This window comes from Proteus faecis (assembly GCF_030286765.1).
In the GTDB taxonomy this organism is placed as follows: domain Bacteria; phylum Pseudomonadota; class Gammaproteobacteria; order Enterobacterales; family Enterobacteriaceae; genus Proteus; species Proteus faecis.
In genome coordinates this window covers 176,202-198,344 of the sequence record NZ_JASVWV010000003.1, presented here as the reverse complement: position 1 = coordinate 198,344, position 22,143 = coordinate 176,202, and the positions used below count along the sequence as shown (strand labels likewise).

The window sequence follows — 22,143 nt, the reverse complement described above, 5'->3', positions numbered from 1 at the left end:
TTATTCACATATATTTTATTATAAAATATTTTATGTGAATATTTTTATGTGGATGGTTTTTAATATTAATCGGATTATATATTAATTATGATAATTACTTTAAAACCAAAGGAAATGGCTATGAAAAAAATCCCTCTATTTACTCTTTCATTATTATCTGTATTTGTTTCAGTATCTTGTTATGCTACTCAAGATGTTGTTTTAAATGCTAATTCATTATCTGATGCACAAGTATCAATTAATGATGATATAGGTAAAACACAAGTTAAAATCATAAACACTAATCAAGATAATGTAGCCCATATCTATTACGACCATTTTAATATTAATAATAATGGTTTATCATTAGATAATGATAAAGCAGAATTAATTATTAATGAGGTTGTTTCTTACGAGGGTTCAGCGTTGCGTGGTGATCTTGAGTTACAAGGAAAAAAGGCGACAGTAATTATAGCCAACCCTAATGGAATTGATTGTTATGATTGCTCTTTCTCAGGAATCGATAATATTAAGTTAATTTCCGGTAGCAGTGTAGGGAAATTTTCTAAGGAATTTATTATAACAGATAAACCTGTTAATTTTGCTTTTGTTAATAAATTACCTAGAAATGAGTTTACTCATATTAATCGTCATTATAAAGACATTTCACCTGCATATATAAATATTATATCTAATAATGTAGCGTTGGGTGAAGGTGATTTTAATTCTAAATACATCCGTTTTGATATTGGTTTAGATAAATTTAACCTTAACTATTCAAATGATTATAATCGCAAAGGGGATTTGTTAATAACCGATTGGGCAACGTTAAACAGTCGGTATTTAATAATAAGAGGGAATAATGCTAAGGTTAGCCATCATGGTCATATTGATACTTTATCTTTAAATGCAAGTGTCAATGAATGGTTTAACAAGGATGGTTCAATTATAGATTTAAATAGAGATATAAATTTATATAAAAAATCTTATGATGATGTAAAAAAATCAAGGTTAGATATTTCAGAGACTTATTATAGTTATGGGAAATCATCTTTTTATGTTAAAGATAGTGCTTTATTTATTAATGCGAAAGGTATGACGTTATCTAACGATTATATTATCGACAATAGCTATTTAATATCACGTGTTAATTATATAAATATTAATAACATTACGTTGAATAAAAGCTATTTTGATGTTACCTCCAATACGGATATAGCTATTTATGGTAAAATCCATGGGGAAGGTAGTATTGTGTTAGAAGGGATGTACGGGGTTTTTTATAAAAAAGATCAAATAGAGTTAACAGGAAAAGGCTTAGCAGAATTAAAGGGACAACCGAAATTTCAATTAGGTACATCAACTATTATAGAAAAAAATATCAACCATAAAAATCTTTAATAGACTCTAATTAAAGATTAATGATAAAAATATCATGTTTATTATTACTATCGATTTAACGTGTAACATTAATTTAATGCTTATTTTATAGTTACTATATATAAGTAAAAATAATAGGCTACATAAAATAGTCCTTGTATTATGTTGATATAATGCAAGGACTGTTATTTTCTTTAAATTTTATACTTGGATTTTTCGTCCAGCTAATATTGAACGTTGTGCTTGCCCATCAGAACCATAAAGGGTTGGGCTGTGGTTCTTCTGCAAAAAACGGATTGCATCACTATTACGAGAGATGTGTTGATCAAGTAGTAATCCGTTATGTTGATTTAGATATCTTAACTCCGCCGTGATGTCTATTATCTGTGTCCATAAATCAGATAAGAACGGTAACCCTGCATAAGGTTTTTCTACACCGGCTTGTTGGCTTAGCGTATGGCGCTGTTGGTCTGTATGACCTAGAGCCGACAAGACAAAATTCTTCTGTTCAGTTACTTCGTGTAGGGCATTGATATCAATATTACCTGCGCATAATAACTGTTGTTCAGCACGTAAAATACTCGCAATGGTATTAAGCTGTGATAATTGAAGATCTAAAGTCTGGCGGAGTTCTTCCATCATAATCATTAAAATATTATTGAGTTATGCTTTCAGCAGCTTCACGGAAAAGAGCATCCGCAATTTTACCGCTGTCCATAGTTAATGTTCCGTTGGCAATCGCTTCTTTTAAGTGAGCAACTTTCTCAACGTTAATGTCTTTATTTCCAGGTTGAACAAGTTTTTTCTGCGCTTCACTCAGTTTTACAGATGTGTCGCCTGTTGCAGTCTTTTGTTCAGTTGTTCCCGATTTACGAGAGCCTTGCGTGATTTCACTTGGGTTACGTTGTGCAATTGCGTTAATCGGAAGCAGTGGATTTGCGCGTTCAATACTCATAGGAAAATCCTTTGTTAGGCATCAATTAATAGTCAGATGAAGCCATTGTAAAACAACCTATGTGTTTTCGCCTATCATCTTGGTTCTTTATATCGGCTGTGAAATCAAAAACTTTAATTTACTTGTTATACTCGCCATACTTTTAGCTGTAGCGTTGTTGGCTACAAACTTAAATTATTTAGAGTAAAAAATGTAGTGCAAGAGAGTTTACCTTGGCTTGCTATAACTGAAACGTCTAACAAACAATCCAATATAGGCTTATTCTGCTTATCAGTTTTTTCATCTATTAAAGAGGAATGCGTACTGAGCCGTTTTCAAGTGCTTCGCCGGTGACGATTTGGCCCGATTTTACTCTGACTCGAATAGTCTCATTGGCAACAGCATTGTTGATTGCTTTGCCTTCATAACGAATTTGAAAATGATCGCCTTGTGCAAAAACAGTAACGGTTTGACCTGCCAAAATAGCCCAAGGGCGACGGATCATGGTCGATGTAATCGGTTTTCCTGCAGAAATTTGGCGCATAGCAATGGCATTTTTAATTAACGTAGGATCACGTAATACGTCATAAGGTTGCTTTTCTAATTCACCTGTTATCATGCTGACTGATGCAGTTTCAATCGCATCATCACGATTGATGTCTTTTTTGGCGACTAAATATTTGCCCGTTACACTCACATCAACTTGAATAAAGCGACGCTGATTATCACACTGAATTGGGATTGAAAGCCGTCCCCAATTACGAGAGCCCGCATGGCGTTGGATCTCTTGTGTTTGGCAGATAGGCCATTTCTGTTCTGGCGTTAAAACGCTCACAGTCACTTTGTCGCTTTGTTGATGAAGTGCGACAAAGAAATCTTGTAGTTCTTCAGGGAGTGATTTCGCGATACTCACATTCACCATAAAGAAAAAAGAAAATAGACCGATAAGAGTTTTAACTAACATAGTTTGTATCACCTTACAGAGTTGATGCTAATTGTGCGTTTGTCATTATTTAGCAACAACAGTGTACAGCGACTTTGCATGCCTTAAACGCATAAATAGCAATCCAATTTACGCCTATTCCTCCAATCATCTTTTTTTTGAGCGTTTATTCTGTCAACTGAAATTGTTTTATCAGCTGAGGTAAGTGGCTTAGCCACCAAGGATAGAAGATGCTCGATAAATTAGAAAATACGTTTCATTTTCAACAAGAAGCGCTCTCAATACGCAATAAACGCCAAGAAATTCTCGCTGCGAACATCGCTAACGCAGATACCCCAGGCTTTCAGGCTCGTGATATTGATTTTGCTTCTGAATTGAAGAAAACCATTGAAAACGGACGTACTGGTAGTCATGGCATGCAATTGGCGATGACATCAGAGCGCCATATCCCGATCAAACCCGGTTATCGCTTAGAAGCGGACTTACTCTATCGCGTACCTCATCAAACGGCGATGGATGGTAATACCGTGGATATGGATATGGAACGTAGTAATTTTGCTGACAATAGCCTTAAGTATCAGGCTGATGTGACATTTATTAACTCGCAAGTTAAAAGCATGATGGCTGTATTGCAACAGTAGGGTAAAGAGCATGTCTTTATTTAGTATTTTTGATATTTCAGGTTCAGCACTTTCAGCGCAATCTCAACGTTTAAACGTAAGCGCCAGCAATATGGCAAATGCCGACAGTGTTGCGGGCCCAGATGGTGAACCTTATCGTGCAAAACAGGTTGTTTTTCAGGTCAATGCACCTGCTGGCCAAGAGGTTGGTGGTGTTCGTGTCACTGAAGTGGTGGATGATCCTGCTCCATTTCGTATGGAATATCAGCCGGGACATCCTTTTGCCGATGAAAAAGGGTATGTACGTATGCCGAATGTTGATGTCGTGGGTGAAATGATTAACACCATTTCTGCCTCAAGAAGCTACCAAGCTAACGTCGAAGTGATGAACACGGCAAAATCGCTGATGCAAAAAACACTGATGATAGGTCAATAGGGAGAATAAATTGTGGGTATTTCCGCCTCAATGAATGAACCTTATGATAATACCATTATCGGGGATGCACCTTCTTCATACCATACGAAAAAAAGTGGTAGCGAGGATATCAAAGGGAATTTCCTAACACTACTCATCACTCAGATGAAAAACCAAGACCCAACAAATCCAATGCAAAATAATGAGTTAACCTCCCAGTTAGCTCAAATTTCAACCGTTGAAGGCATTGAAACACTGAATAAAACAGTGAATAACATTGTTGGTCAGATTGATCAAAGTCAGGCATTGCGAGCTTCTTCTCTAGTTGGCCATGGTGTCATGGTCTCTGGGAATAAAATTGTTGTCTTTCAGCCAACCGACGGTAAAGGTGAGACTGAAAAACCTGGTAACGGGGATGACACAATTCCAACACCTGATACTCAAAATGAAAAAACGCGCCAGCAAATGGGAGCGTATAAATCAGAAGGTACTGACCCAACTACGCCTAGCGATGAACACCTTTTTTCAACACCTTTTGGTTTTGAATTACTCAGTCCAACCGATTCTCTTACGATAAACATCACCAATGCGAGTGGTGTTACCGTTCGTACAATCCAGATGGACAAAAAGATGCTACCGGATGTTTATAACTTCTCTTGGGATTGCACTGATGAAGATGATAATCCTGTTCCAACAGGAAGCTATAAATTTACCGTTAACGCCACGCTTAATGATGCTCAGGTCCCTGTTAAGACACTGAATTATGCGCTGGTGAATAGTGTGTCCATGGTGGATGGTGGTGCCCGCCTTGATGTTGGCTTAGGTAATACCGTTTCATTGGATGAAATTCGTCAGGTTCTTTAACTAACACATATTCAACTTGGAGGGCGCATGTCCTTTTCACAAGCAGTAAGTGGTTTAAACGCAGCAGCCGCTAACTTAGATACTATCGGTAACAATATTTCTAACTCCGCAACCTACGGTTTTAAAGGCGCAACAGTCTCTTTTGCTGACGTTTTCGCCGGCTCTGGTGCTGGTCTAGGTGTTAAAGTTGCGGGTATTAGCCAAAACTTTAAAGACGGTAGTATCACAACCACTAACCGCCCAACTGACGTGGCAATTTCTGGCGGTGGTTTTTTCCGTATTGAAGATCAAAACGGTGGTGTGTTTTATTCACGTAATGGTGAGTTTGGAAAAAATAAAGATGGTTTCCTGACCAATATGCAAGGTATGCGTATCACAGGTTATCCCGTGCAGGTAGTTGATGGTAAAAACGTGGTTCAAAAAGGGGCAACACCAACACCTATCGTGATCCCTACCGATATGATGAATGCCAGTGCAACCAATAAAATTGATATGGCGGTTAACCTGAACTCAGGTGAAGAAAAACCTGCTAAAACAACGTTCGATCCTAAAGATAGTGATACTTATAACTTTAGTACTAACGTTACCACTTACGATAGCTTAGGTAATGAACATAATCTGAACTTATTCTTTGTAAAGACAAATGACAATGAATGGAAAGTTTATGGACAAGATACGTCAACCAAGGCAGCAGGTGGTGCGCCAACGCCTCACCAAGATTTAGGCACTTTAAAATATACCAACGCGGGTGTGCTGGAAAGTTATACAAAAACCGATATGGATATTGCCTCTTTGAATGGTTCTGCTGCGAGCAAAATTGAACTTGATTTTACCGGTAGTACTCAACAGAAAGTATCAGAATCAAGTGTCTCTAAATTAGCACAAAATGGTTATCAAGCGGGTGAATTCACCAATTTCCGTATTGAGCAAGATGGTTCAATCATGGCGACTTACTCAAACCAACAAAGCCAAGTGGTTGGTCAAATCGCATTAGCTAACTTTGCAAACGCTGGCGGTTTAAGCTCACAAGGCGACAATATGTGGTCTGAAACTAACGCTTCAGGTTCACCAATCGTGGGGGTTGCAGGCTCTGGTGTTTTCGGCAAATTAACCAATAACGCATTAGAAGCGTCTAACGTGGATATGAGCCAAGAGTTAGTCAACATGATCGTTGCTCAACGTAACTATCAATCAAACGCACAAACCATTAAGACTCAGGATCAGATCCTGCAGACTCTGGTTAGCTTGCGCTAATAAAGCCGGAAATAATCTGTTATGGATCATGTGATTTATACCGCGATGGGCGGCGCCAGACACTCGATGGAAAATCAAGCTGTCGTGGCGAACAACTTAGCAAACGCATCAACGCCGGGATTCAAAGCGCAGCTTAGTGCAATGCGAGCCGTACCTGTCAATGGCGATACCTTACCGACTCGTACATTAACGGTCGCCTCAACGCCAGGTAGCGATCAGAGTCAAGGAACGATGAACTATACCGGCAGATCAATGGACGTTGCGTTAAGCGATAACGGCTATTTGGCTGTTCAGCTTGATGATGGTACCGAAGCCTATACCCGAAACGGGAATATCCAACGTAACGCTGACGGCATGTTGATGGTACAAGGACGTTTGTTAATGGGGGATAACGGTGCGATTGAAGTACCTCCTCAAGCAAATGTCAGTATTGCCAATAACGGTATTGTGACCGCGCATGTACCGACTGATCCACCCAAAATGTTGGGGCAAATTGGTCGCTTGAAAATGGTAAAACCAGAGCAAAACGATTTAGTTCGTGGCGATGATGGTTTATTCCATTTATCACCGAAAGGCGTTGCACGTGCGGGTGAGGAATTACCAGCAGATGATAGCGTGAAGGTGTTAGCTGGTGTGTTAGAAGGCAGTAATGTTAATCCAGCAGAAGCCATGGTCGATATGATAGCAAACGCTAGACGTTTCGAAATGCAAATGAAGGTTATTCATAGTGCTGACGATAATGCACAACGAGCTAACCAATTGCTATCACTGAGTTAAATAGTGTAAGGGGAAAACCATGATCCGTTCTTTATGGATTGCTAAAACTGGGTTGGATGCACAACAGACAAACATGGATGTGATTTCCAACAACCTCGCAAACGTCAGCACCAATGGTTTTAAACGCCAACGTGCGGTTTTCGAAGATTTACTGTATCAAACTATTCGTCAACCGGGTGCTATGACATCAGAACAGACGAATGCGCCGTCAGGTTTACAAATTGGTACGGGGGTTCGTCCTGTTGCAACTGAACGTTTACATAGCCAAGGTAACTTGGCTCAAACTAATGGTACGCGTGATGTAGCGATTAAAGGGCAGGGTTTCTTCCATGTTCAGTTACCTGATGGCACAGACGCTTATACCCGTGATGGTTCTTTTCAAATGGATCAGAATGGGCAATTAGTGACAACCAGTGGTTTCCAAGTCGTTCCAGCCATTATTCTGCCTGAAACGGCGAAGAAGGTCATGATTGGTCGTGATGGTACTGTTAGTGTTGAAATTGAAGGTTCACCTGCACCACAACAAGTGGGGCAATTGACACTAACAACCTTTATTAATGACAGCGGATTAGAAAGTGTTGGTGAAAACTTATATTTAGAAACCGCAAGTTCTGGCGCACCTACTGAAAATGCCCCAGGTATCAACGGCGCAGGTTTGTTGTATCAGGGATATGTTGAAACCTCTAACGTTAACGTAGCTGAAGAGCTGGTCAATATGATCCAGACTCAACGTGCTTATGAAATTAACAGTAAAGCAATTTCAACATCTGATCAGATGTTACAGAAACTAACGCAACTCTAATTTCGTTTGTTCATTAGCCTGACAGGATTTCCTGTCAGGCATATTACTAAAAGAGTATCGAAGATGGATACAAAGGTCATTACTGACAATTCTGGGGCAAGAAAGCTTAGTGTCAGATGGCGTCGTCATCAACGTTTAGGTACCGCCCTGTTGGTACTGACACTAGCGGGATGCGCACATATACCGAAAAAACCGTTGGTAGAAGGTAACACAACGGCGGTTCCAACGGCACCAACAGCACCTGCACCAAATGGCTCTATTTTTCAGGCAACTCAGCCTGTTTATTTTGGTTATCAGCCTTTATTTGAAGATAGACGCCCTCGAAATATAGGTGACACGCTGACTATCACGTTGCAAGAGAATGTCAGTGCAAGCAAAAACTCATCTGCTAATGCAAGTCGTAATGGTAAAGCTGGGTTCCTTGCTTCGATCACCCCAAGATTCTTAGAAGGGTTGTTTGGTAATAGTCGCGCTGATATGGGAATGGAAGGAAACAGTGACTTTGGCGGTAAAGGTGGCGCAAATGCGAACAATACCTTTAAAGGCACCATTACTGTTACCGTCGATCAGCTTCTTGCCAATGGCAACCTGCACGTTATTGGTGAAAAGCAAATTGCTATCAATCAAGGTACTGAATTTATCCGTTTTTCAGGTGTTGTGAATCCAAGAACAATTAGTGGTTCCAATACCGTAAATTCAACCCAAGTTGCTGATGCTCGTATTGAATATATCGGAGACGGTTATATCAATGAAGCTCAATCTATGGGATGGCTACAACGCTTCTTCTTAAATGTATCACCTTTTTAATGAGTAGGGTCCAGATGAAAAAAATAGCGATGAGCCTTTTCTTTATCGTGATGACATGTGTCGGTTTTTCCGCTCATGCCGAACGGATCAGAGATCTCACCTCTGTTGAAGGGGTAAGAGAAAATGCGCTGATTGGTTATGGTTTGGTCGTGGGATTAGATGGAACGGGTGACCAAACAATGCAAACCCCGTTTACCACGCAAAGTCTGAATAACATGCTCTCACAATTGGGGATCACAGTACCACCCGGCACCAATATGCAATTGAAAAACGTTGCTGCGGTAATGGTCACTGCAAAATTACCGCCTTTTGGTCGTACCGGGCAATCAATCGATGTCGTTGTTTCATCCTTAGGTAATGCAAAAAGCTTACGTGGTGGTACGTTGCTGATGACACCATTAAAAGGTGTTGATAATCAGATTTATGCTTTAGCACAAGGCAATATTGTTGTCGGAGGAGCCGGCGCATCTGCGGGTGGTAATAGCGTTAAAGTTAATCAGCTAGCGGGTGGACGCATTAGTAGCGGAGCTATCATTGAACGTGAACTGCCTTCGCAATTTGGCCAAACAGGTCTGCTAAATTTACAACTAAATGAAGAAAACTTCACTCTGGCACAACATATCTCTGATACCGTCAATAAATTACGCGGTGTGGGAACGGCTATTCCTTTAGATGCACGTACAGTTCAATTGCGTGTTCCTATTGGTAAAAGTGAACAAGTACGTTTCTTGGCTGAAGTTCAGAATCTTGAAATTAAACGTGTTGTTGCTGATGCGAAAGTGATCATTAATGCAAGAACCGGTTCTGTTGTTATGAATCGTGATGTGACATTAGGAAGCTGTGCTATTGCTCAAGGAAATCTCTCCGTTACCGTTGATAGCCAAGTCAATGTTAGCCAACCTAATACCCCATTTGCGGGGGGGAGCACTGTTGTAACGCGTAATACTAGCGTGAATATGAGTGAACAAGGTGGCTCATTACAGCAGGTGAATGCTAGTGCAAGTTTAAACGAAGTGATCCGTACATTAAATGCACTTGGTGCAACACCAACAGACTTAATGTCAATTTTGCAAGCAATGGAAAGTGCGGGTTGCTTACGTGCGAGATTGGAGATTATCTGATGAAAGATTTATCTCTGCTTTCTTCAATGCCGAACGTTTCTACTCCGGCATATGACAGCAATGCATTGAATAAACTTAAATATCAGGTTGGACAAAATGCTGATCAGCAAGGGTTGCGCCAAGTGGCGCAACAACTTGAAGGTGTTTTTGTTCAAATGATGTTAAAAAGCATGCGTGATGCTATTCCTCAAGAAAGCATGTTCAACTCAGAAAGTACCAAGATGTACACCTCTCTTTATGATCAACAAATTGCTCAAGACTTATCACAAAAAGGCTTGGGCTTTGCTGACATGATAGAAAAACAACTTTCTGCCAAAGTCACGATGGAACCAAGTGAAATGGCTGGAAAAACACCAATGCCATTAGATGGTAGTGATATTTTTCAATCTATGCCAACGCAAGCTTTGGGACAAATTTACCGTGCAATGCAGCCTTATCAAAATGCAGTTGAAAGTACGATTGGTAAGCTTAAGGGCTTATCTGAAAGCAGTGCTTCTTTTGCATCAAAACTGTTAGGGCCTGCGAAAAAAGCGACAGAAGGTACTGGTGTACACCATCTTTTAGTTGTTGCTCAAGCTGCGCTTGAATCAGGTTGGGGAAAACGTGAAATTCTAACTGGTGATGGTAAACCAAGTTATAACCTGTTTGGTATTAAAGCGGGAAGTAGCTGGAAAGGGCCTGTCACAAATATCATGACAACCGAAGTCATTGACGGTAAATCAATTAAAATGCGGGATAATTTCCGAGTTTATGGCTCCTATGTCGAAGCTATTCAAGATTACCTCAGACTGATCACAGAAAGTCCTCGTTACGCCAAAGTACCTCAAGCTCAAACGCCTGAACAAGCGGCTTATCGTATTCAAGAAGCAGGTTATGCCACTGACCCAGGTTATGCAAAAAAACTGGTTTCAATTATTGGTCAATTAAAAGGAAGTGGTGAGCAAGTTGCTAAAACTTATACTCACGATTTAAGCGATCTATTTTAATCATTTTCCCCTCAAGTTTAGAGGGGAAGAACCGATAATAAAGACCAGAGCATTCATTCCAACTTGCCAGCTATGCTCCGTGCATACGGGTGATGACTAAACGTAAAAGGATAGACAAATGTCCAACAGTTTAATTAATACAGCGATGAGCGGACTTAATGCGGCACAAGCTGCGATGAGCACTGTAAGTAATAACATCGCTAACCAAAATGTAAAATGGTACAACCGTCAAATGACTGTTTTTAATGAAAACAGTGGCACAATGACCGGTAATGGTTATATCGGTAATGGTGTTAATGTTAGCCGTATCCATCGTGAGTATAACGAATTTCTTGCCGGTCAAATGAACCGTGCAATGTCAAAACAAAGTGCACTTAATAGCTATACCCAAAATATCTCACAAATCAATGATTTGTTAGCAGATAAAGGGAATGACGTTTCCAGTGCAATTGACGAATTTTTTACCAGTTTACCTAACGTTACCAATAATGCAGAAGATAATCCTGCGCGTACAACGGTTATTGGTAAAGCAGAAGCAATGGTTAATATGTTTGCTAAAGCAGACCAATCATTGCGCGATTTAGAAAAAGATATTAATAGTCAGGTGACAAACACCTCTAAAAATATCAATGAATACACAAAACAGATCGCAAAACTCAATAACGAAATCAGTCGTTCTAAGGGGTTTAATGGTGCTGATCCTAACGACTTATTAGACCAACGCGATCGTTTAATTCAAGAGCTAAACACACTAGTTGATGTTCAAGTGACTCAACAAGATGGTGGTTTTGTTAACGTCACATTTGCTAATGGTTTGCCGTTAGTATCTGGTACTCGTTCTTACGAAGTTTCTGCTATTCCATCTAATAAAAACAGTGAACGCCTTGTTCTTGGCTATAGCAATGGTATTGATGAAATTCGTGAAGTAGATGCAAAACGCATTAAAGGTGGCGAACTTGGTGGCGCGTATCGTAGCCGTGAAGAAGTGTTAGATCCAAGCCGTAACCAATTAAATCAATTAGCATTAGTGTTGGGTGATCAATTTAATAAGCAACACGAGCAAGGTTTTGATTTAGACGGAAAAAAAGGTGAGGAGTTCTTCAAAATCGGTGGTGCTCACATTATGCCAAACGGTAAAAATAAAGGTGATGCCACTTTTGATGTGAAATATACCGATACCAAAGAAGTGAAAGCTGCTGACTACACGGTTGAATATGCAGCTGGTAAGTGGAATGTTACGGTTGAGCCGGGTGGACGTAAAGTTGCCGCTAATTTTGATGCAGCAAAGAAAGAACTGACCTTTGAAGGCATGAATATCACAGTCAATGGTAACGCCCAAGAAGGTGATTCCATTGTCGTTCAATCTGTCGGTAATGTAATTGCAGGTATGGAAGTTGCAGTGACAGATCCAAGCAAGATAGCTGCTGCTGGCTCGCTAAACGCGGATGGAACAACGGCACCAAGTGATAACGAAAACATGAAAAAACTGTTTGAGTTACCAGACCAAAAAGTGATTGATGGTAAAACAACGATTGCAGGTGGTTATGGCTCACTGATCAGTATGGTGGGTAATAAAGTGAATACCGCGCAAGTTGATTTCGATGCTCAGGTTTCTATTACTAAAAGTATTGTAAAACAACAGCAGTCTGTTTCTGGTGTGAACTTGGATGAAGAGTACGGTGAAATGTATCGTATCCAAGAATATTACATGGCAAATGCAAAAGTAATTCAAACTGCAAACAGTATGTTTGATGCGATTATGCAAGTTCTCTAAGTAACCCTTCATCAGAATAAGGAATAACACGGTGCGTTTAAGTTCAAATCAAATTTTTAGCCAGCGCGTGGATAATATCACTAGCTCGCAAAGCAAATGGATGACTGAAGGAAATAAAATTTCAAGTGGTCGTCGCGTTGAAAAGCCTTCAGATGATCCTATGGCTGCTTCTCAAGCTGTTATGGTTAAACAATCTGAATCGCGCAATCAGCAGTATGCGACAGCACGTGGATTTGCTAAAAACAGCATGTCTTTGCAAATGAGTTTATCCAGCCAAATGGTGAATATTACCACCAAAATTCAAGAAACATTGGTTGCTGCGGGTAATGATGCTACATTAAGTGATGAAGACCGTGCATCTTTAGCTGATCAATTACAAGGTTTAAAAGATCAGCTAGTGGGTATTGGTAATACAAAAGATGGTGTGGGGCGTTATATTTTTGCTGGCTTCCAATCAGATAAGCCACCTTTTGTTGCTGATGCAACGGGTAAAATCACCTATCAAGGTGGTGATAAGCAAATTACCCAAAAAGTAGATAGTAATATTGAAATGACCACCAACTTCACGGGGATTGAAACATTACAATCTTCAGGTGGTAAAGGGACAGAGCCTGATATTTTTAATGCTCTTGATGATGCTATCGAAGCATTACGTGAACCTTTAATTGGTAAACCACAAGCTGACCGTGATGCGGCATTAGATAAAATTGATGCAGCAAACCGTGTGAACCGAGCAACATTAAATAATATTTCAAGTGTAGAAGCTAAATTAGGTTTACAACTTCAAGAGCTCGATAATTTAGATGATTTAGGGGCTGACGCATCTTTAAGAAATGCAAAACGTTTAAGTGAGTTACGTGACTTAGATTGGACACAAGCCATTTCTGATTATTATCAAGAAGAGTCTGTATTACAGGCTTCTTATAAAGTCTTTAACGACATGAAAGAGATGTCTATGTTCAAAATGTATCGCTAATTATTTAGCTTTGTCTTAAAGCATTTTGATATCACCCTGGTATTTATTTATCAGGGTTTTTTTATTATGTATGGATAGAACAGACAGATTATTTCTAATTTTAGAAATAGAGTGTTTTTCTGATGAAGCTTAAAAACCTTGATAAAGATAAAGCCGTTTTATATTTTTTAAAGGTACTAATTATAGTTAGTTAACGCCAATATTTTTGGCAGTATAAAATATTGTAAAACTACCTTTCTTAATAAATTAGCATCAAGGCCTTTCCTATTAAAATAATATCAACAGTAAGTCTAGATAACATAGTAATTATTTTGTTTATAAACTACAAAATACGAGATATACCTAATCATTGTTTTTTAATTCCCTTGCTTTATCCAGTTATCTAATGTGATTTCACTACATCTAATTTTATATCCAGCCTTCTTGTGTAGATGCTCCTTGCAGAATAAAGCTGCCTTATCATCAGTTTATTTTACGCATATTAGTTGTTTTTTTGATTTGATATTCTAAATTTGAAAGTAATGTCGTTATTAAACTTCAATTAGGATAAATCCTAATAGGAGTCGTTGTGTGTATAAACTATACAAAGCAATTTATCACTCGTCATAATATGATTTTCTTTTTTTAATTTACATTATTGATTTAAAAAGTAAAAAGAATATCTAATAAAGATATTCCTTTAAAGATAATTAATTGGAATTCATTCGGATAAGTCAATGGATATTATTTTTACTTTAGTCTTGATATATATTTTATTCATTAATTTAATATAAAATTGATTATTATTTTTTAAGATTTGTATAAAAATAGGTCATTGTGGGTTAAGTAAAGCTAATATTTATAAAAAAATAATGATTTTCTCTTCTGTTTTTAATTATCTATTTGATAAGTAAGGTTTTAAACCTTACATTAATAGCGTGTAACGATCACTTTGTGGTTATTTGATAGGTGAAAACTATCAAGAGTGGTGTTATTGATCGATAATAGCGTATTTACAGTGAATATTTATAAATTTATATTGTTAAAAAATTCATTTAGTTAATAACAAATACTTATGAATATATGGAATTATATTTTAAGTGAAAATTTAGAAGTGTTAGGTTTTCTAAATTAAAATGATTATATTTTTATTTTTTATAAATTTTATTTAATGATATATAAAAAAATAGGTTATTAATATGAGAAGGCATTGTTGCGAACCATTACGTAAAATAATCGGAAAGTATATAAAAGAAGCGCGTATAAATAAATCATTGTCAGGTGAACAATTAGGAATGCTATTGAATGTCAGTCAGCAACAAATATCAAGATATGAAAATGCAGAGACGAGTATTAATATTGAAACATTATATGTCATTTTACAAAAATTAGATAAAGACTGGGGGGATTTTTATTGTCATGTTATACGAGAGTATGAAAATAAAAAAATGTAAAAATAGGTATGGTTTTTATTTTTATTCTTTTTAATTAAATGACTAATAAATAAATTATTTTGTAGAGGATTATTATTCTCTATGAAAATTTTATATATAGCTTTATATAGGATACATATTCTCATCAATTCAAGTATGAGTGTGTTGTCAATAATAATGTTAATTTTTAATAAAAGAGCCTTTTATCAATTTTATTATTGAGAAGACTCATCGTATGTATGTTTAATCTAAAGTTAAATAAAATTAACTGAATTAGCTATTGCTTCTGTTTTTGCTACTGCTATTGTGTCATTCGCTTCTATGGCCGACGATGCTGTCACACCTGTTACTGGTTCTAATACGGGTGTAATTAATTTCACAGGTTCTGTAGTGAATACACCTTGTAATATTAAACAAGACTCACTAAAAAAAGATTGCCAATGATCAGTAAGGAAAATCCGGATAATAAAATCTACAGTGAATTAAAATTGGCAGATGATTCAACAGGGCAATCAGGAAAAGAGTTGAAAGTCACGATTGATGATATAAAAACTATCAGTGTGAGTAGCCATATTCAAGGGGAAAATACGGCGGCAGGTAGTTACCATGGTTCTGCTTGGCTAATTTCACCCTTTGATTAATAAGTGTTTTTTTGATATTTCCTGTAAATTAACGTTGTTATATCGCAAGTTTACAGGGAATAGGCTAACAATAGTCCCACACATATTATTTTTTGATAAAAACAAATTTATTTCCAATTTTTCACATCGGTTTTAAATACTTTTTAAACTTATTAATGCGCAATAATGTAGATATTTTTTATTTTTAATCAGTTTTATATCAAGAAACCAACTGGTGTAATATTAAAGTAATGCGATTAAACGTATCGCTAAAGACACGCTCAGTAAAGACAGGAAGAGCAGGCATAATCATTGATAGCGCGAGCATACCAATGGTTAATGTCAGCGGAAAACCCACCACAAAGACAGAAAGTTGTGGTGTCATACGGTTTAGAATGCCTAATGAAAGGTTGAGCACTAAAAGTAGGGTGATTAATGGCATAGCTAACATCATACCGTTAATAAAGATTGAGCCACCACTTTGAACTAAAGTCAGTATACCTAATGAGTTAAAAGTCTGATTTCCAATAGGAACAACATAGAATGTATCAACTAATACAGACAATAACCATAAATGACCATCAAAGACCATAAATAACAGCATTGTTAGCATATTAAAAATACGTGCCAGAATAGGCATGTTAGGGCCACCTGATGGATCGACAAAGGTGGCGAATGAAAGCCCCATCTGTAAACCAATCACTTCACCCGCATGACGAACAGAAGCGAATGCTAACTGCATTGATAACCCTAGAATTGTACCAATCAAAATTTGTTGCAATAGTACCCAAAAGGCAATTAGCGAGAATAAAGGCACATGACTTTGCGGTAAACCTGGTGCGACTAATGCGGTAATTAAAAAGGCGAGTGCAATACGAAATTTTTTAGGTGTTTGTTTTTCACTAAATAGCGGTGCGGTGCTAAAAAGGGCGAGTATTCGCACAAATGGCCAGAAAAAATCACTAATGTAGCCGCTAAGCATTTCACTGGTCAGGGTTATCATTGCTATTAACCAATCATCCCTGGAATGCCTGTAAATAAGTTATGCATATAATCGACAAGTAAACTTAGCATCCAAGGACCCGCAACTAAAATAGCGACTAATACAGCAAGAATTTTTGGAATAAACGATAATGTCATTTCGTTTATTTGCGTTGCAGCTTGAAGCATACTGATCACAAGCCCCGTCACCAGAGCGGACAATAAAAGCGGGCCTGCTAGTGACAAAGCAATTTTCATCGCTTCAGTACCTAGTGCTAAGACGGATTCTGGTGTCATAGGGTTACCTCTGCGCTAATTAAAAAAGCTTTGTGCAAGCGAGCCTAGTATTAATTGCCAGCCATCTACTAAAACAAAAAGCATAAGTTTAAATGGCAATGAAACTGTAGCTGGTGGCACCATCATCATACCTAGCGCCATCAACACACTGGCAACAACTAAGTCGATAATAAGAAAAGGAATAAAAATCATAAAACCAATTTGAAAGGCGGTTTTTAGTTCACTGGTGATATAAGCAGGCACTAAAATACGCATTGGCACACTTTCGCGAGTTTCAAACGCAGGTGCATCAGCAAGACGAGCAAACAGAGCCAAGTCAGTTTCACGAGTTTGTTGCATCATAAACTGACGTAGAGGTTTCGAACCATTTTCTAAGGCTTGCTCGAAGGTAATTTGATCTTCAGTAAATGGCATATAGGCATCTTGATAAATTTTATCAAAAACCGGTGCCATAATGAAAAATGTCATAAATAACGCTAAACCAAGAACCACTTGGTTTGGCGGAGCAGAAGGTGTACCTAACGCATTACGTAATAATCCAAGGACAATAATAATGCGGGTAAAGCTTGTCATCATCAGTAAAACAGCAGGAATAAACCCTAATGCTGTAATGAAGATTAAAGTTTGTACTGGTAATGACCAACTTTGACCACCACCCGGTAAAGGCTGTGTAATAATACCCGGAAATTGGGCAAACGCACTGGTAGGTAACAAGAGTAAAACCAGCACACTAGCGAAGAGACGCCAACGCTTTAATGCGTTAAAAAAAATGACACACTGATGCATTATGAGTTGCCTTTATCTCGCTTTAGCGTTTTTTGTAATATTTGAGTAAACAGTGACGATGTTGGTGATGAGATCGCTTCCTGCGAGGCTTTATCAGGAACGGGTAATTTATGCAGCAGATTTACCTGCGATGTAGTTACCCCTAATACGAGCCATTCCTGTTCTATTTCAACCACCACCACACGCTCTTTTGCACCTAATGAACAACTTGCTTTAACATTAAGTTGTGCAGTCGTTCCTTTTAATGAGCCACGGGTAAAGCCAAAACGGCGAAATAACCACATTGCAACAATAATAAGAACAATGATGCCTGCAAGTGCCGTGCTAACTTGAGCAAGGCTTTGGCCTACAGGCAACGGTTGTGTCGGTGTTTGAACAGTTTGTGTTGTAGCGGGCGCGGTAGTATTTACCGCACCTTGGCTGGAAAAGGAAGGAAGCTGTTCCATAGATTAACGACTCAGGCGACGCATACGTTCTGATGGTGTAATGATATCGGTAATGCGAATACCATATTTATCAGAAACAACCACAACTTCACCTTGAGCAATTAAATAGCCATTGATAAGAATATCAAGAGGCTCACCAGCTAAACCATCCAGTGAAACGACAGAACCTTGTGACAGGCTAAGTAATTTTTTAATGGTCATTTTGGTGCGACCTAACTCTACTGTTAATTTGACTGGAATATCCATAATCAAATTAATGTCAGATAGATGGTTCAATGTGTCGTCTTCAGGTAAAAGATGTTCAAATAGATCGGAACTATTATCCTGGCTTTTACCAGTTTGCTGTTCCATTGCATCAGCCCACATATCCTCAGCCGATTGTGAATTATCAGTTGGGCGATTTGCATCACTCATTGGTTTGTTCCTCATCCAGAGCGTTTAAAACAGGGTTAATTAGGTGTTCAACACGAAGGGCATATTGCCCATTTACTGTACCGTATTGGCTCGTTAATACGGGCACACCATCAACATGTGCAATCAATCTTTCTGGTTTATCAATCGGGATAACATCCCCTTCTTTAAGTGTTAACACTTTTGATAAGCGCAGTGGGATGTCAGTAAAGTTTGCGACCAGTTCAAGCTCTGAATGCTGAACTTGGTTGACTAAACTATCTAACCAAACCCCATCTTCTTGACGAACATTTTCAATTGGTGGATTGATCAGTCGTTCACGTAATGGCTCAATCATGGCAAATGGAATACAAATGCTAAACTCCCCAACCATGGAGCCAATTTCTACCTGAAAAGGTGTCGTAACAACAATGTCATTCGGTGATGAGGTGATATTGGTAAATTTCACCTGCATTTCAGAACGAACATATTCCACCTGAATTTTGAATATGGAATCCCAAGCATCACGGTAGGCATCAAGTGCCAATTTCAACATTTTGTTGATGATCCGCTGCTCTGTGTTGGTAAATTCACGCCCTTCCACAGGGATTGGAAAACGTCCATCACCACCAAACAGGTTATCTACCGCGATATAAACCAGATTGGGTTCAAAAGTAAATAATGCTGTTCCTCGTAACGGTTTTAAATGCACCAAGTTAAGATTCGTTGGCACAGGTAAATTACGAGCAAAGTCGTGATATGGATGAATTTTAATGCCACCAACAGTAATGTCAGGACTCCGGCGAAGCATGTTAAACAGCCCCATACGGAATTGACGCGCAAAGCGTTCGTTAATAATCTCTAACGACTGTAAACGTTCTCGAACCACACGACGTTGCGTGTTGGGGTCATAAGGCTGAATATCCGGTTCATTCGGATCCTTCGCTATCGCAGGTTCCCTGTTCGCGCTTTTTTTGGCGTCGTCACCTGATGTGTCATCATTCAGCAGAGCATCAATCTCTGCCTGTGAAAGGATATTATCGCTCATAATGATTATCGCAGAATAAACGTGGTAAACAGTACATCGGAGAGGATCTGTTCAGATTCTCCCGGTACGAGAGTCGGTCTCAGCGTTTCTTTTACATCCGTCATTAGCTGGAGTTTTCCATTGTCTGTCGCGAGCTTATTAGCCTGCTGACGAGAAAGCAGTAATAACAAGCGACTACGAACTTCAGGTAAATAATCATGTAGACGCTTACGAGTGTCTTCATTATGTAATCTTAGTGTGATCCCTATGTAGAGCACTCTGTCTAAGTGTTCTTCGTCATCAATTAGATTTACCGTAAAGGGTTCTAATGACATAAAAACGGGTGCTGGTATAACTTTTTGCTGACTTGTGCCCGCTGAACCTGATTTAGCATGCTTCAATGCCCACCAACTATATCCACCGAATGCCGCTGCAATAATGGCGATCACCAATAATACGATGATCAGAATTAAGCTATAGCTTTTACGTTCATTGCTGTAATTAGACATGGACAGTTAAATTCCTGTTTTGTAGTGGATACGTGTTCACTGTTGTGGACTTCCATATCCATCTAAATCAACCTTAATTATCCCGCTATTTCTGTTTTTTAATTGCAGAAACAGATAGGGAAAAAACCATTAACTCTTACGTTTATTGACATAGTGTCTCCTCCCAATACATTTGTATTAGGCGAAAATATCAACACCACCACGAGCAGATGCTAATTCTTGAGGCGTAAGAGTTATCTTTTGTAGTGCCGTTTCAGAGGCTAATTGCAGAGAATTACCCTCGCTTCCTTGATGATTATCGGCACCATCTCCACTAAATTGAGAGGAATCTGACATATTTTGTTGTTGCCAACTGTCATTAGTGTCGCTAGACACTTGACTCTGCGTGAGCTGGATCCCATTTTCAGAGAGCGCTTGACGCAATTGATGCATGGCATTTTCTAATACAGAACGAACTTGTCCGTTTTGTGAAGCTAGGTGTAGCTGTGCTTGCCCATCTTCTATTTTCATGCGGATATGTAATGAACCTAGCTCTTCAGGGTGTAAACGTAGCTCGGCCTTTTGTAAGCCATTACGACTAAACATCACAATTTGTTGATTTAGCTGCTGTTGCCACTCTTGTGTTCCCACTTGTGCATTTAATACCTGTGTTGCCATCGGTGAGAATTGCATTTGTGGTTGTGTTGAAGAGTGAGCATGACCCGCAATGCTTTGTGAAGCCAAAGAAGAAGAGCTAGAAAGCGGGTTATGAAGATCACTTTCTACAACAGGATTACGGGGCACCAGTTGTTGAGCAACATTGTCTGCTAATTTTGCATTTGTAACTTGCTTATCGCCGTTTAGTAATGCATTCACTTTTTCTGCTGTTGGCGTTAAAAGCGTTGCGACGCTATCTCCTTTTTTCACAGAAGATTTTTCTGTTTGATTAGCGCCGACAAGTGTACTTTCTGTTGCTAATGTTGCAGCTTCTGGACGTAGCTGGGTTAACAAGGACTTTTCATCTGATTTTGATAGATTTAGCTTGTCGGTAAGGTTGAATTCCGACATATCGCTATCTTTTGAAATAGTACGCGCTAACGAGGCTAAGCCTTCATCACCTTTAACTGATTGATGCTGTTGTAATGCTTGAGTCAGTTGTTCTGTGGGCAGGGTTAAGCGTTTTAATCCAGGTAATCCTGCTAATTGAACTGGCAGTTCGGCTGCAAGCTCTTCTGCTGACATTAATAAAGAAGGGGTTTGATTTTCAACAATAGTCGCAAATTGTTCATTATCTGGCAAAGTAAGAGCCAATTGAGATTTCTCAAGAGATGACTCTTCTACCACACTAGGTTCTGTGGTAGCAGACGCAAGATGACTACCGTCTTCTTTTGTTTTGTCTTCATCAGAGTGTGAATGTGCCTTATTTTCTTTTGTTGAATGATTTGTGATATTGGCTGTCTTTTTATCACTCTGTGCATTTTGAGGTTGAGAACCCAAAAGCTGAGCAAATGTCGGGGCATTATCACCGGGTTGACTATTTGAAGCGGATGTCGTTCCCGGAGAGGCTGCAGCGACATCCATGGTCAGAAGCGTTATCTCCATCAAGTTGTTCTCCGTAAAGTACTACGCTGTGCGTACTCATCCATTTGTTTCTGTTCAATACGATCAAGATGTCGCTTACGGCTATCTTCAGCGCGTTGCTCCAAAGTCTCAAATGCATTGAGTCGTTGCTGTTTTTCTCTCCATTGTTCAGTTGCAAGATCTAGCTGCGCCTGCCAATGTTGAAGTTGTTGTTTATGTTGTTCGATAGTCAATTCGAGCGTTTTTAGAAATTGTTGGTAGTTTTGCCACGATGCTGACGACATCCCCCCTAAATTCAACGTTTCATTTAGACGTACACGGTATTCATCCTGATACCCAATCAACATATTGAGTTGCTGTTCCATTTGTTGATGACTCTGCCGGACCTGAGCCAGTTGAATAGCGGCTTGTTCAGCCGCTGTCTGTGCCAGTTCTCTCAGTGTCACTAAAGGTGACTGCTCCCGCATTGGAACCCTCTTTACT

26 protein-coding genes are annotated in these 22,143 nt (G+C 38.8%); 14 read left to right on the top strand and 12 right to left on the bottom strand.

Features of this window, described 5'->3' with window-relative positions:
* Nucleotides 1–120: 120 nt before the first annotated feature.
* On the top strand, nucleotides 121–1,380 hold the full coding sequence (locus QSH13_RS06540) for a two-partner secretion domain-containing protein (RefSeq protein ID WP_196544113.1): 1,260 nt from the start codon (nucleotides 121–123) through the stop codon (nucleotides 1,378–1,380).
* A 180-nt stretch (nucleotides 1,381–1,560) separates the two neighbouring features.
* On the opposite strand, the gene QSH13_RS06535 is transcribed toward QSH13_RS06540, so the two are convergent.
* The 3 genes from QSH13_RS06535 to flgA all read right to left on the bottom strand — a co-directional run bounded on the left by QSH13_RS06535 (nucleotide 1,561) and on the right by flgA (nucleotide 3,257).
* The gene (locus QSH13_RS06535) at nucleotides 1,561–2,001 is read right to left on the bottom strand and encodes a flagella synthesis protein FlgN (protein ID WP_109396495.1); all 441 of its coding nucleotides are present in this window, start codon (nucleotides 1,999–2,001) and stop codon (nucleotides 1,561–1,563) included.
* A 13-nt stretch (nucleotides 2,002–2,014) separates the two neighbouring features.
* Nucleotides 2,015–2,314 (bottom strand): flagellar biosynthesis anti-sigma factor FlgM, encoded by a 300-nt coding sequence (gene flgM, locus QSH13_RS06530; RefSeq protein WP_109396479.1) that lies wholly within the window; start codon nucleotides 2,312–2,314, stop codon nucleotides 2,015–2,017.
* A gap of 286 nt (nucleotides 2,315–2,600) precedes the next feature.
* The gene (gene flgA / locus QSH13_RS06525) at nucleotides 2,601–3,257 is read right to left on the bottom strand and encodes a flagellar basal body P-ring formation chaperone FlgA (RefSeq protein WP_196544112.1); all 657 of its coding nucleotides are present in this window, start codon (nucleotides 3,255–3,257) and stop codon (nucleotides 2,601–2,603) included.
* 209 nt (nucleotides 3,258–3,466) lie between these two features.
* On the opposite strand from flgA, the gene flgB reads away from it, so the two are divergent.
* From flgB to QSH13_RS06460, 13 genes are all read left to right on the top strand, one after another.
* Nucleotides 3,467–3,877 (top strand): flagellar basal body rod protein FlgB, encoded by a 411-nt coding sequence (gene flgB / locus QSH13_RS06520; RefSeq protein ID WP_006533174.1) that lies wholly within the window; start codon nucleotides 3,467–3,469, stop codon nucleotides 3,875–3,877.
* A gap of 10 nt (nucleotides 3,878–3,887) precedes the next feature.
* Entirely contained in the window at nucleotides 3,888–4,292 is a 405-nt protein-coding gene (flgC, locus tag QSH13_RS06515) for a flagellar basal body rod protein FlgC (protein ID WP_006533173.1), read from the top strand.
* 12 nt (nucleotides 4,293–4,304) lie between these two features.
* Nucleotides 4,305–5,135 carry a flagellar hook assembly protein FlgD gene (locus QSH13_RS06510; RefSeq protein WP_109396476.1) on the top strand — a complete coding sequence of 277 codons (831 nt, stop codon included), beginning with the start codon at nucleotides 4,305–4,307 and terminating at the stop codon, nucleotides 5,133–5,135.
* A gap of 27 nt (nucleotides 5,136–5,162) precedes the next feature.
* Entirely contained in the window at nucleotides 5,163–6,389 is a 1,227-nt protein-coding gene (gene flgE, locus QSH13_RS06505) for a flagellar hook protein FlgE (protein ID WP_185900961.1), read from the top strand.
* Nucleotides 6,390–6,410: 21 nt separating this feature from the next.
* Complete coding sequence (locus QSH13_RS06500; protein WP_109406693.1) at nucleotides 6,411–7,166, top strand: flagellar basal body rod protein FlgF; 756 nt, start codon at nucleotides 6,411–6,413, stop codon at nucleotides 7,164–7,166.
* A 19-nt stretch (nucleotides 7,167–7,185) separates the two neighbouring features.
* A complete protein-coding gene (gene flgG, locus QSH13_RS06495) occupies nucleotides 7,186–7,968 on the top strand; it encodes a flagellar basal-body rod protein FlgG (RefSeq protein ID WP_036935743.1) in 783 nt (260 codons plus the stop codon).
* Between the two features lie 63 nt (nucleotides 7,969–8,031).
* Nucleotides 8,032–8,775, top strand: coding sequence for a flagellar basal body L-ring protein FlgH (locus QSH13_RS06490; protein WP_109396473.1), 744 nt, complete (start codon nucleotides 8,032–8,034; stop codon nucleotides 8,773–8,775).
* Nucleotides 8,776–8,789: 14 nt separating this feature from the next.
* Nucleotides 8,790–9,896, top strand: coding sequence for a flagellar basal body P-ring protein FlgI (locus tag QSH13_RS06485; protein WP_099075765.1), 1,107 nt, complete (start codon nucleotides 8,790–8,792; stop codon nucleotides 9,894–9,896).
* A complete protein-coding gene (gene flgJ / locus QSH13_RS06480; protein ID WP_109396472.1) occupies nucleotides 9,896–10,882 on the top strand; it encodes a flagellar assembly peptidoglycan hydrolase FlgJ in 987 nt (328 codons plus the stop codon). The genes QSH13_RS06485 and flgJ overlap by 1 nt, the downstream gene beginning before the upstream one ends.
* A 118-nt stretch (nucleotides 10,883–11,000) precedes the next feature.
* Entirely contained in the window at nucleotides 11,001–12,656 is a 1,656-nt protein-coding gene (gene flgK, locus QSH13_RS06475) for a flagellar hook-associated protein FlgK (RefSeq protein WP_286038958.1), read from the top strand.
* Between the two features lie 31 nt (nucleotides 12,657–12,687).
* Entirely contained in the window at nucleotides 12,688–13,632 is a 945-nt protein-coding gene (gene flgL / locus QSH13_RS06470; RefSeq protein WP_109396470.1) for a flagellar hook-associated protein FlgL, read from the top strand.
* Between the two features lie 1,178 nt (nucleotides 13,633–14,810).
* On the top strand, nucleotides 14,811–15,065 hold the full coding sequence (locus tag QSH13_RS06465; RefSeq protein ID WP_109396469.1) for a helix-turn-helix domain-containing protein: 255 nt from the start codon (nucleotides 14,811–14,813) through the stop codon (nucleotides 15,063–15,065).
* 419 nt (nucleotides 15,066–15,484) lie between these two features.
* Nucleotides 15,485–15,685, top strand: coding sequence for an MrpH family fimbial adhesin (locus QSH13_RS06460; RefSeq protein ID WP_196544110.1), 201 nt, complete (start codon nucleotides 15,485–15,487; stop codon nucleotides 15,683–15,685).
* 199 nt (nucleotides 15,686–15,884) lie between these two features.
* Here the strand turns inward: QSH13_RS06460 and fliR are convergent, their stop codons facing one another.
* The 9 genes from fliR to fliJ form a co-directional block, all read right to left on the bottom strand.
* The gene (gene fliR, locus QSH13_RS06455) at nucleotides 15,885–16,667 is read right to left on the bottom strand and encodes a flagellar biosynthetic protein FliR (RefSeq protein ID WP_109396467.1); all 783 of its coding nucleotides are present in this window, start codon (nucleotides 16,665–16,667) and stop codon (nucleotides 15,885–15,887) included.
* Between the two features lie 5 nt (nucleotides 16,668–16,672).
* Nucleotides 16,673–16,942 carry a flagellar biosynthesis protein FliQ gene (gene fliQ, locus QSH13_RS06450; protein ID WP_006533156.1) on the bottom strand — a complete coding sequence of 90 codons (270 nt, stop codon included), beginning with the start codon at nucleotides 16,940–16,942 and terminating at the stop codon, nucleotides 16,673–16,675.
* 15 nt (nucleotides 16,943–16,957) lie between these two features.
* Nucleotides 16,958–17,728, bottom strand: coding sequence for a flagellar type III secretion system pore protein FliP (gene fliP / locus QSH13_RS06445; protein WP_286038957.1), 771 nt, complete (start codon nucleotides 17,726–17,728; stop codon nucleotides 16,958–16,960).
* Nucleotides 17,728–18,174 (bottom strand): flagellar biosynthetic protein FliO, encoded by a 447-nt coding sequence (gene fliO / locus QSH13_RS06440; RefSeq protein ID WP_109396466.1) that lies wholly within the window; start codon nucleotides 18,172–18,174, stop codon nucleotides 17,728–17,730. Before fliO ends, fliP begins: the two co-directional genes overlap by 1 nt.
* Nucleotides 18,175–18,177: 3 nt before the next feature.
* Nucleotides 18,178–18,588 (bottom strand): flagellar motor switch protein FliN, encoded by a 411-nt coding sequence (gene fliN, locus QSH13_RS06435; RefSeq protein ID WP_006533153.1) that lies wholly within the window; start codon nucleotides 18,586–18,588, stop codon nucleotides 18,178–18,180.
* On the bottom strand, nucleotides 18,581–19,612 hold the full coding sequence (gene fliM, locus QSH13_RS06430) for a flagellar motor switch protein FliM (protein ID WP_006533152.1): 1,032 nt from the start codon (nucleotides 19,610–19,612) through the stop codon (nucleotides 18,581–18,583). The genes fliN and fliM overlap by 8 nt, the downstream gene beginning before the upstream one ends.
* Before the next feature lie 5 nt (nucleotides 19,613–19,617).
* Nucleotides 19,618–20,100, bottom strand: coding sequence for a flagellar basal body-associated protein FliL (fliL, locus tag QSH13_RS06425; protein WP_006533151.1), 483 nt, complete (start codon nucleotides 20,098–20,100; stop codon nucleotides 19,618–19,620).
* Nucleotides 20,101–20,277: 177 nt separating this feature from the next.
* On the bottom strand, nucleotides 20,278–21,681 hold the full coding sequence (locus QSH13_RS06420; protein ID WP_286038956.1) for a flagellar hook-length control protein FliK: 1,404 nt from the start codon (nucleotides 21,679–21,681) through the stop codon (nucleotides 20,278–20,280).
* Nucleotides 21,681–22,127, bottom strand: a complete 447-nt coding sequence (gene fliJ, locus QSH13_RS06415) for a flagellar export protein FliJ (protein WP_006533149.1) — start codon at nucleotides 22,125–22,127, stop codon at nucleotides 21,681–21,683. The genes QSH13_RS06420 and fliJ overlap by 1 nt, the downstream gene beginning before the upstream one ends.
* Nucleotides 22,128–22,143 lie beyond the last annotated feature (16 nt).

Coding starts and splice junctions, on each gene's coding strand:
- flgB (WP_006533174.1), top strand. CDS start 3,467: ATGCTCGATAAATTAGAAAATACGTTTCATTTTCAACAAGAAGCGCTC.
- fliR (WP_109396467.1), bottom strand. CDS start 16,667: ATGATAACCCTGACCAGTGAAATGCTTAGCGGCTACATTAGTGATTTT.
- QSH13_RS06420 (WP_286038956.1), bottom strand. CDS start 21,681: ATGGAGATAACGCTTCTGACCATGGATGTCGCTGCAGCCTCTCCGGGA.
- flgC (WP_006533173.1), top strand. CDS start 3,888: ATGTCTTTATTTAGTATTTTTGATATTTCAGGTTCAGCACTTTCAGCG.
- fliN (WP_006533153.1), bottom strand. CDS start 18,588: ATGAGTGATGCAAATCGCCCAACTGATAATTCACAATCGGCTGAGGAT.
- fliJ (WP_006533149.1), bottom strand. CDS start 22,127: ATGCGGGAGCAGTCACCTTTAGTGACACTGAGAGAACTGGCACAGACA.
- flgE (WP_185900961.1), top strand. CDS start 5,163: ATGTCCTTTTCACAAGCAGTAAGTGGTTTAAACGCAGCAGCCGCTAAC.
- fliP (WP_286038957.1), bottom strand. CDS start 17,728: ATGCATCAGTGTGTCATTTTTTTTAACGCATTAAAGCGTTGGCGTCTC.
- QSH13_RS06535 (WP_109396495.1), bottom strand. CDS start 2,001: ATGATGGAAGAACTCCGCCAGACTTTAGATCTTCAATTATCACAGCTT.
- fliM (WP_006533152.1), bottom strand. CDS start 19,612: ATGAGCGATAATATCCTTTCACAGGCAGAGATTGATGCTCTGCTGAAT.
- flgG (WP_036935743.1), top strand. CDS start 7,186: ATGATCCGTTCTTTATGGATTGCTAAAACTGGGTTGGATGCACAACAG.
- QSH13_RS06500 (WP_109406693.1), top strand. CDS start 6,411: ATGGATCATGTGATTTATACCGCGATGGGCGGCGCCAGACACTCGATG.
- QSH13_RS06485 (WP_099075765.1), top strand. CDS start 8,790: ATGAAAAAAATAGCGATGAGCCTTTTCTTTATCGTGATGACATGTGTC.
- QSH13_RS06540 (WP_196544113.1), top strand. CDS start 121: ATGAAAAAAATCCCTCTATTTACTCTTTCATTATTATCTGTATTTGTT.
- fliL (WP_006533151.1), bottom strand. CDS start 20,100: ATGTCTAATTACAGCAATGAACGTAAAAGCTATAGCTTAATTCTGATC.
- QSH13_RS06460 (WP_196544110.1), top strand. CDS start 15,485: ATGATCAGTAAGGAAAATCCGGATAATAAAATCTACAGTGAATTAAAA.
- QSH13_RS06465 (WP_109396469.1), top strand. CDS start 14,811: ATGAGAAGGCATTGTTGCGAACCATTACGTAAAATAATCGGAAAGTAT.
- fliQ (WP_006533156.1), bottom strand. CDS start 16,942: ATGACACCAGAATCCGTCTTAGCACTAGGTACTGAAGCGATGAAAATT.
- fliO (WP_109396466.1), bottom strand. CDS start 18,174: ATGGAACAGCTTCCTTCCTTTTCCAGCCAAGGTGCGGTAAATACTACC.
- flgJ (WP_109396472.1), top strand. CDS start 9,896: ATGAAAGATTTATCTCTGCTTTCTTCAATGCCGAACGTTTCTACTCCG.
- flgK (WP_286038958.1), top strand. CDS start 11,001: ATGTCCAACAGTTTAATTAATACAGCGATGAGCGGACTTAATGCGGCA.
- QSH13_RS06490 (WP_109396473.1), top strand. CDS start 8,032: ATGGATACAAAGGTCATTACTGACAATTCTGGGGCAAGAAAGCTTAGT.
- flgA (WP_196544112.1), bottom strand. CDS start 3,257: ATGTTAGTTAAAACTCTTATCGGTCTATTTTCTTTTTTCTTTATGGTG.
- flgM (WP_109396479.1), bottom strand. CDS start 2,314: ATGAGTATTGAACGCGCAAATCCACTGCTTCCGATTAACGCAATTGCA.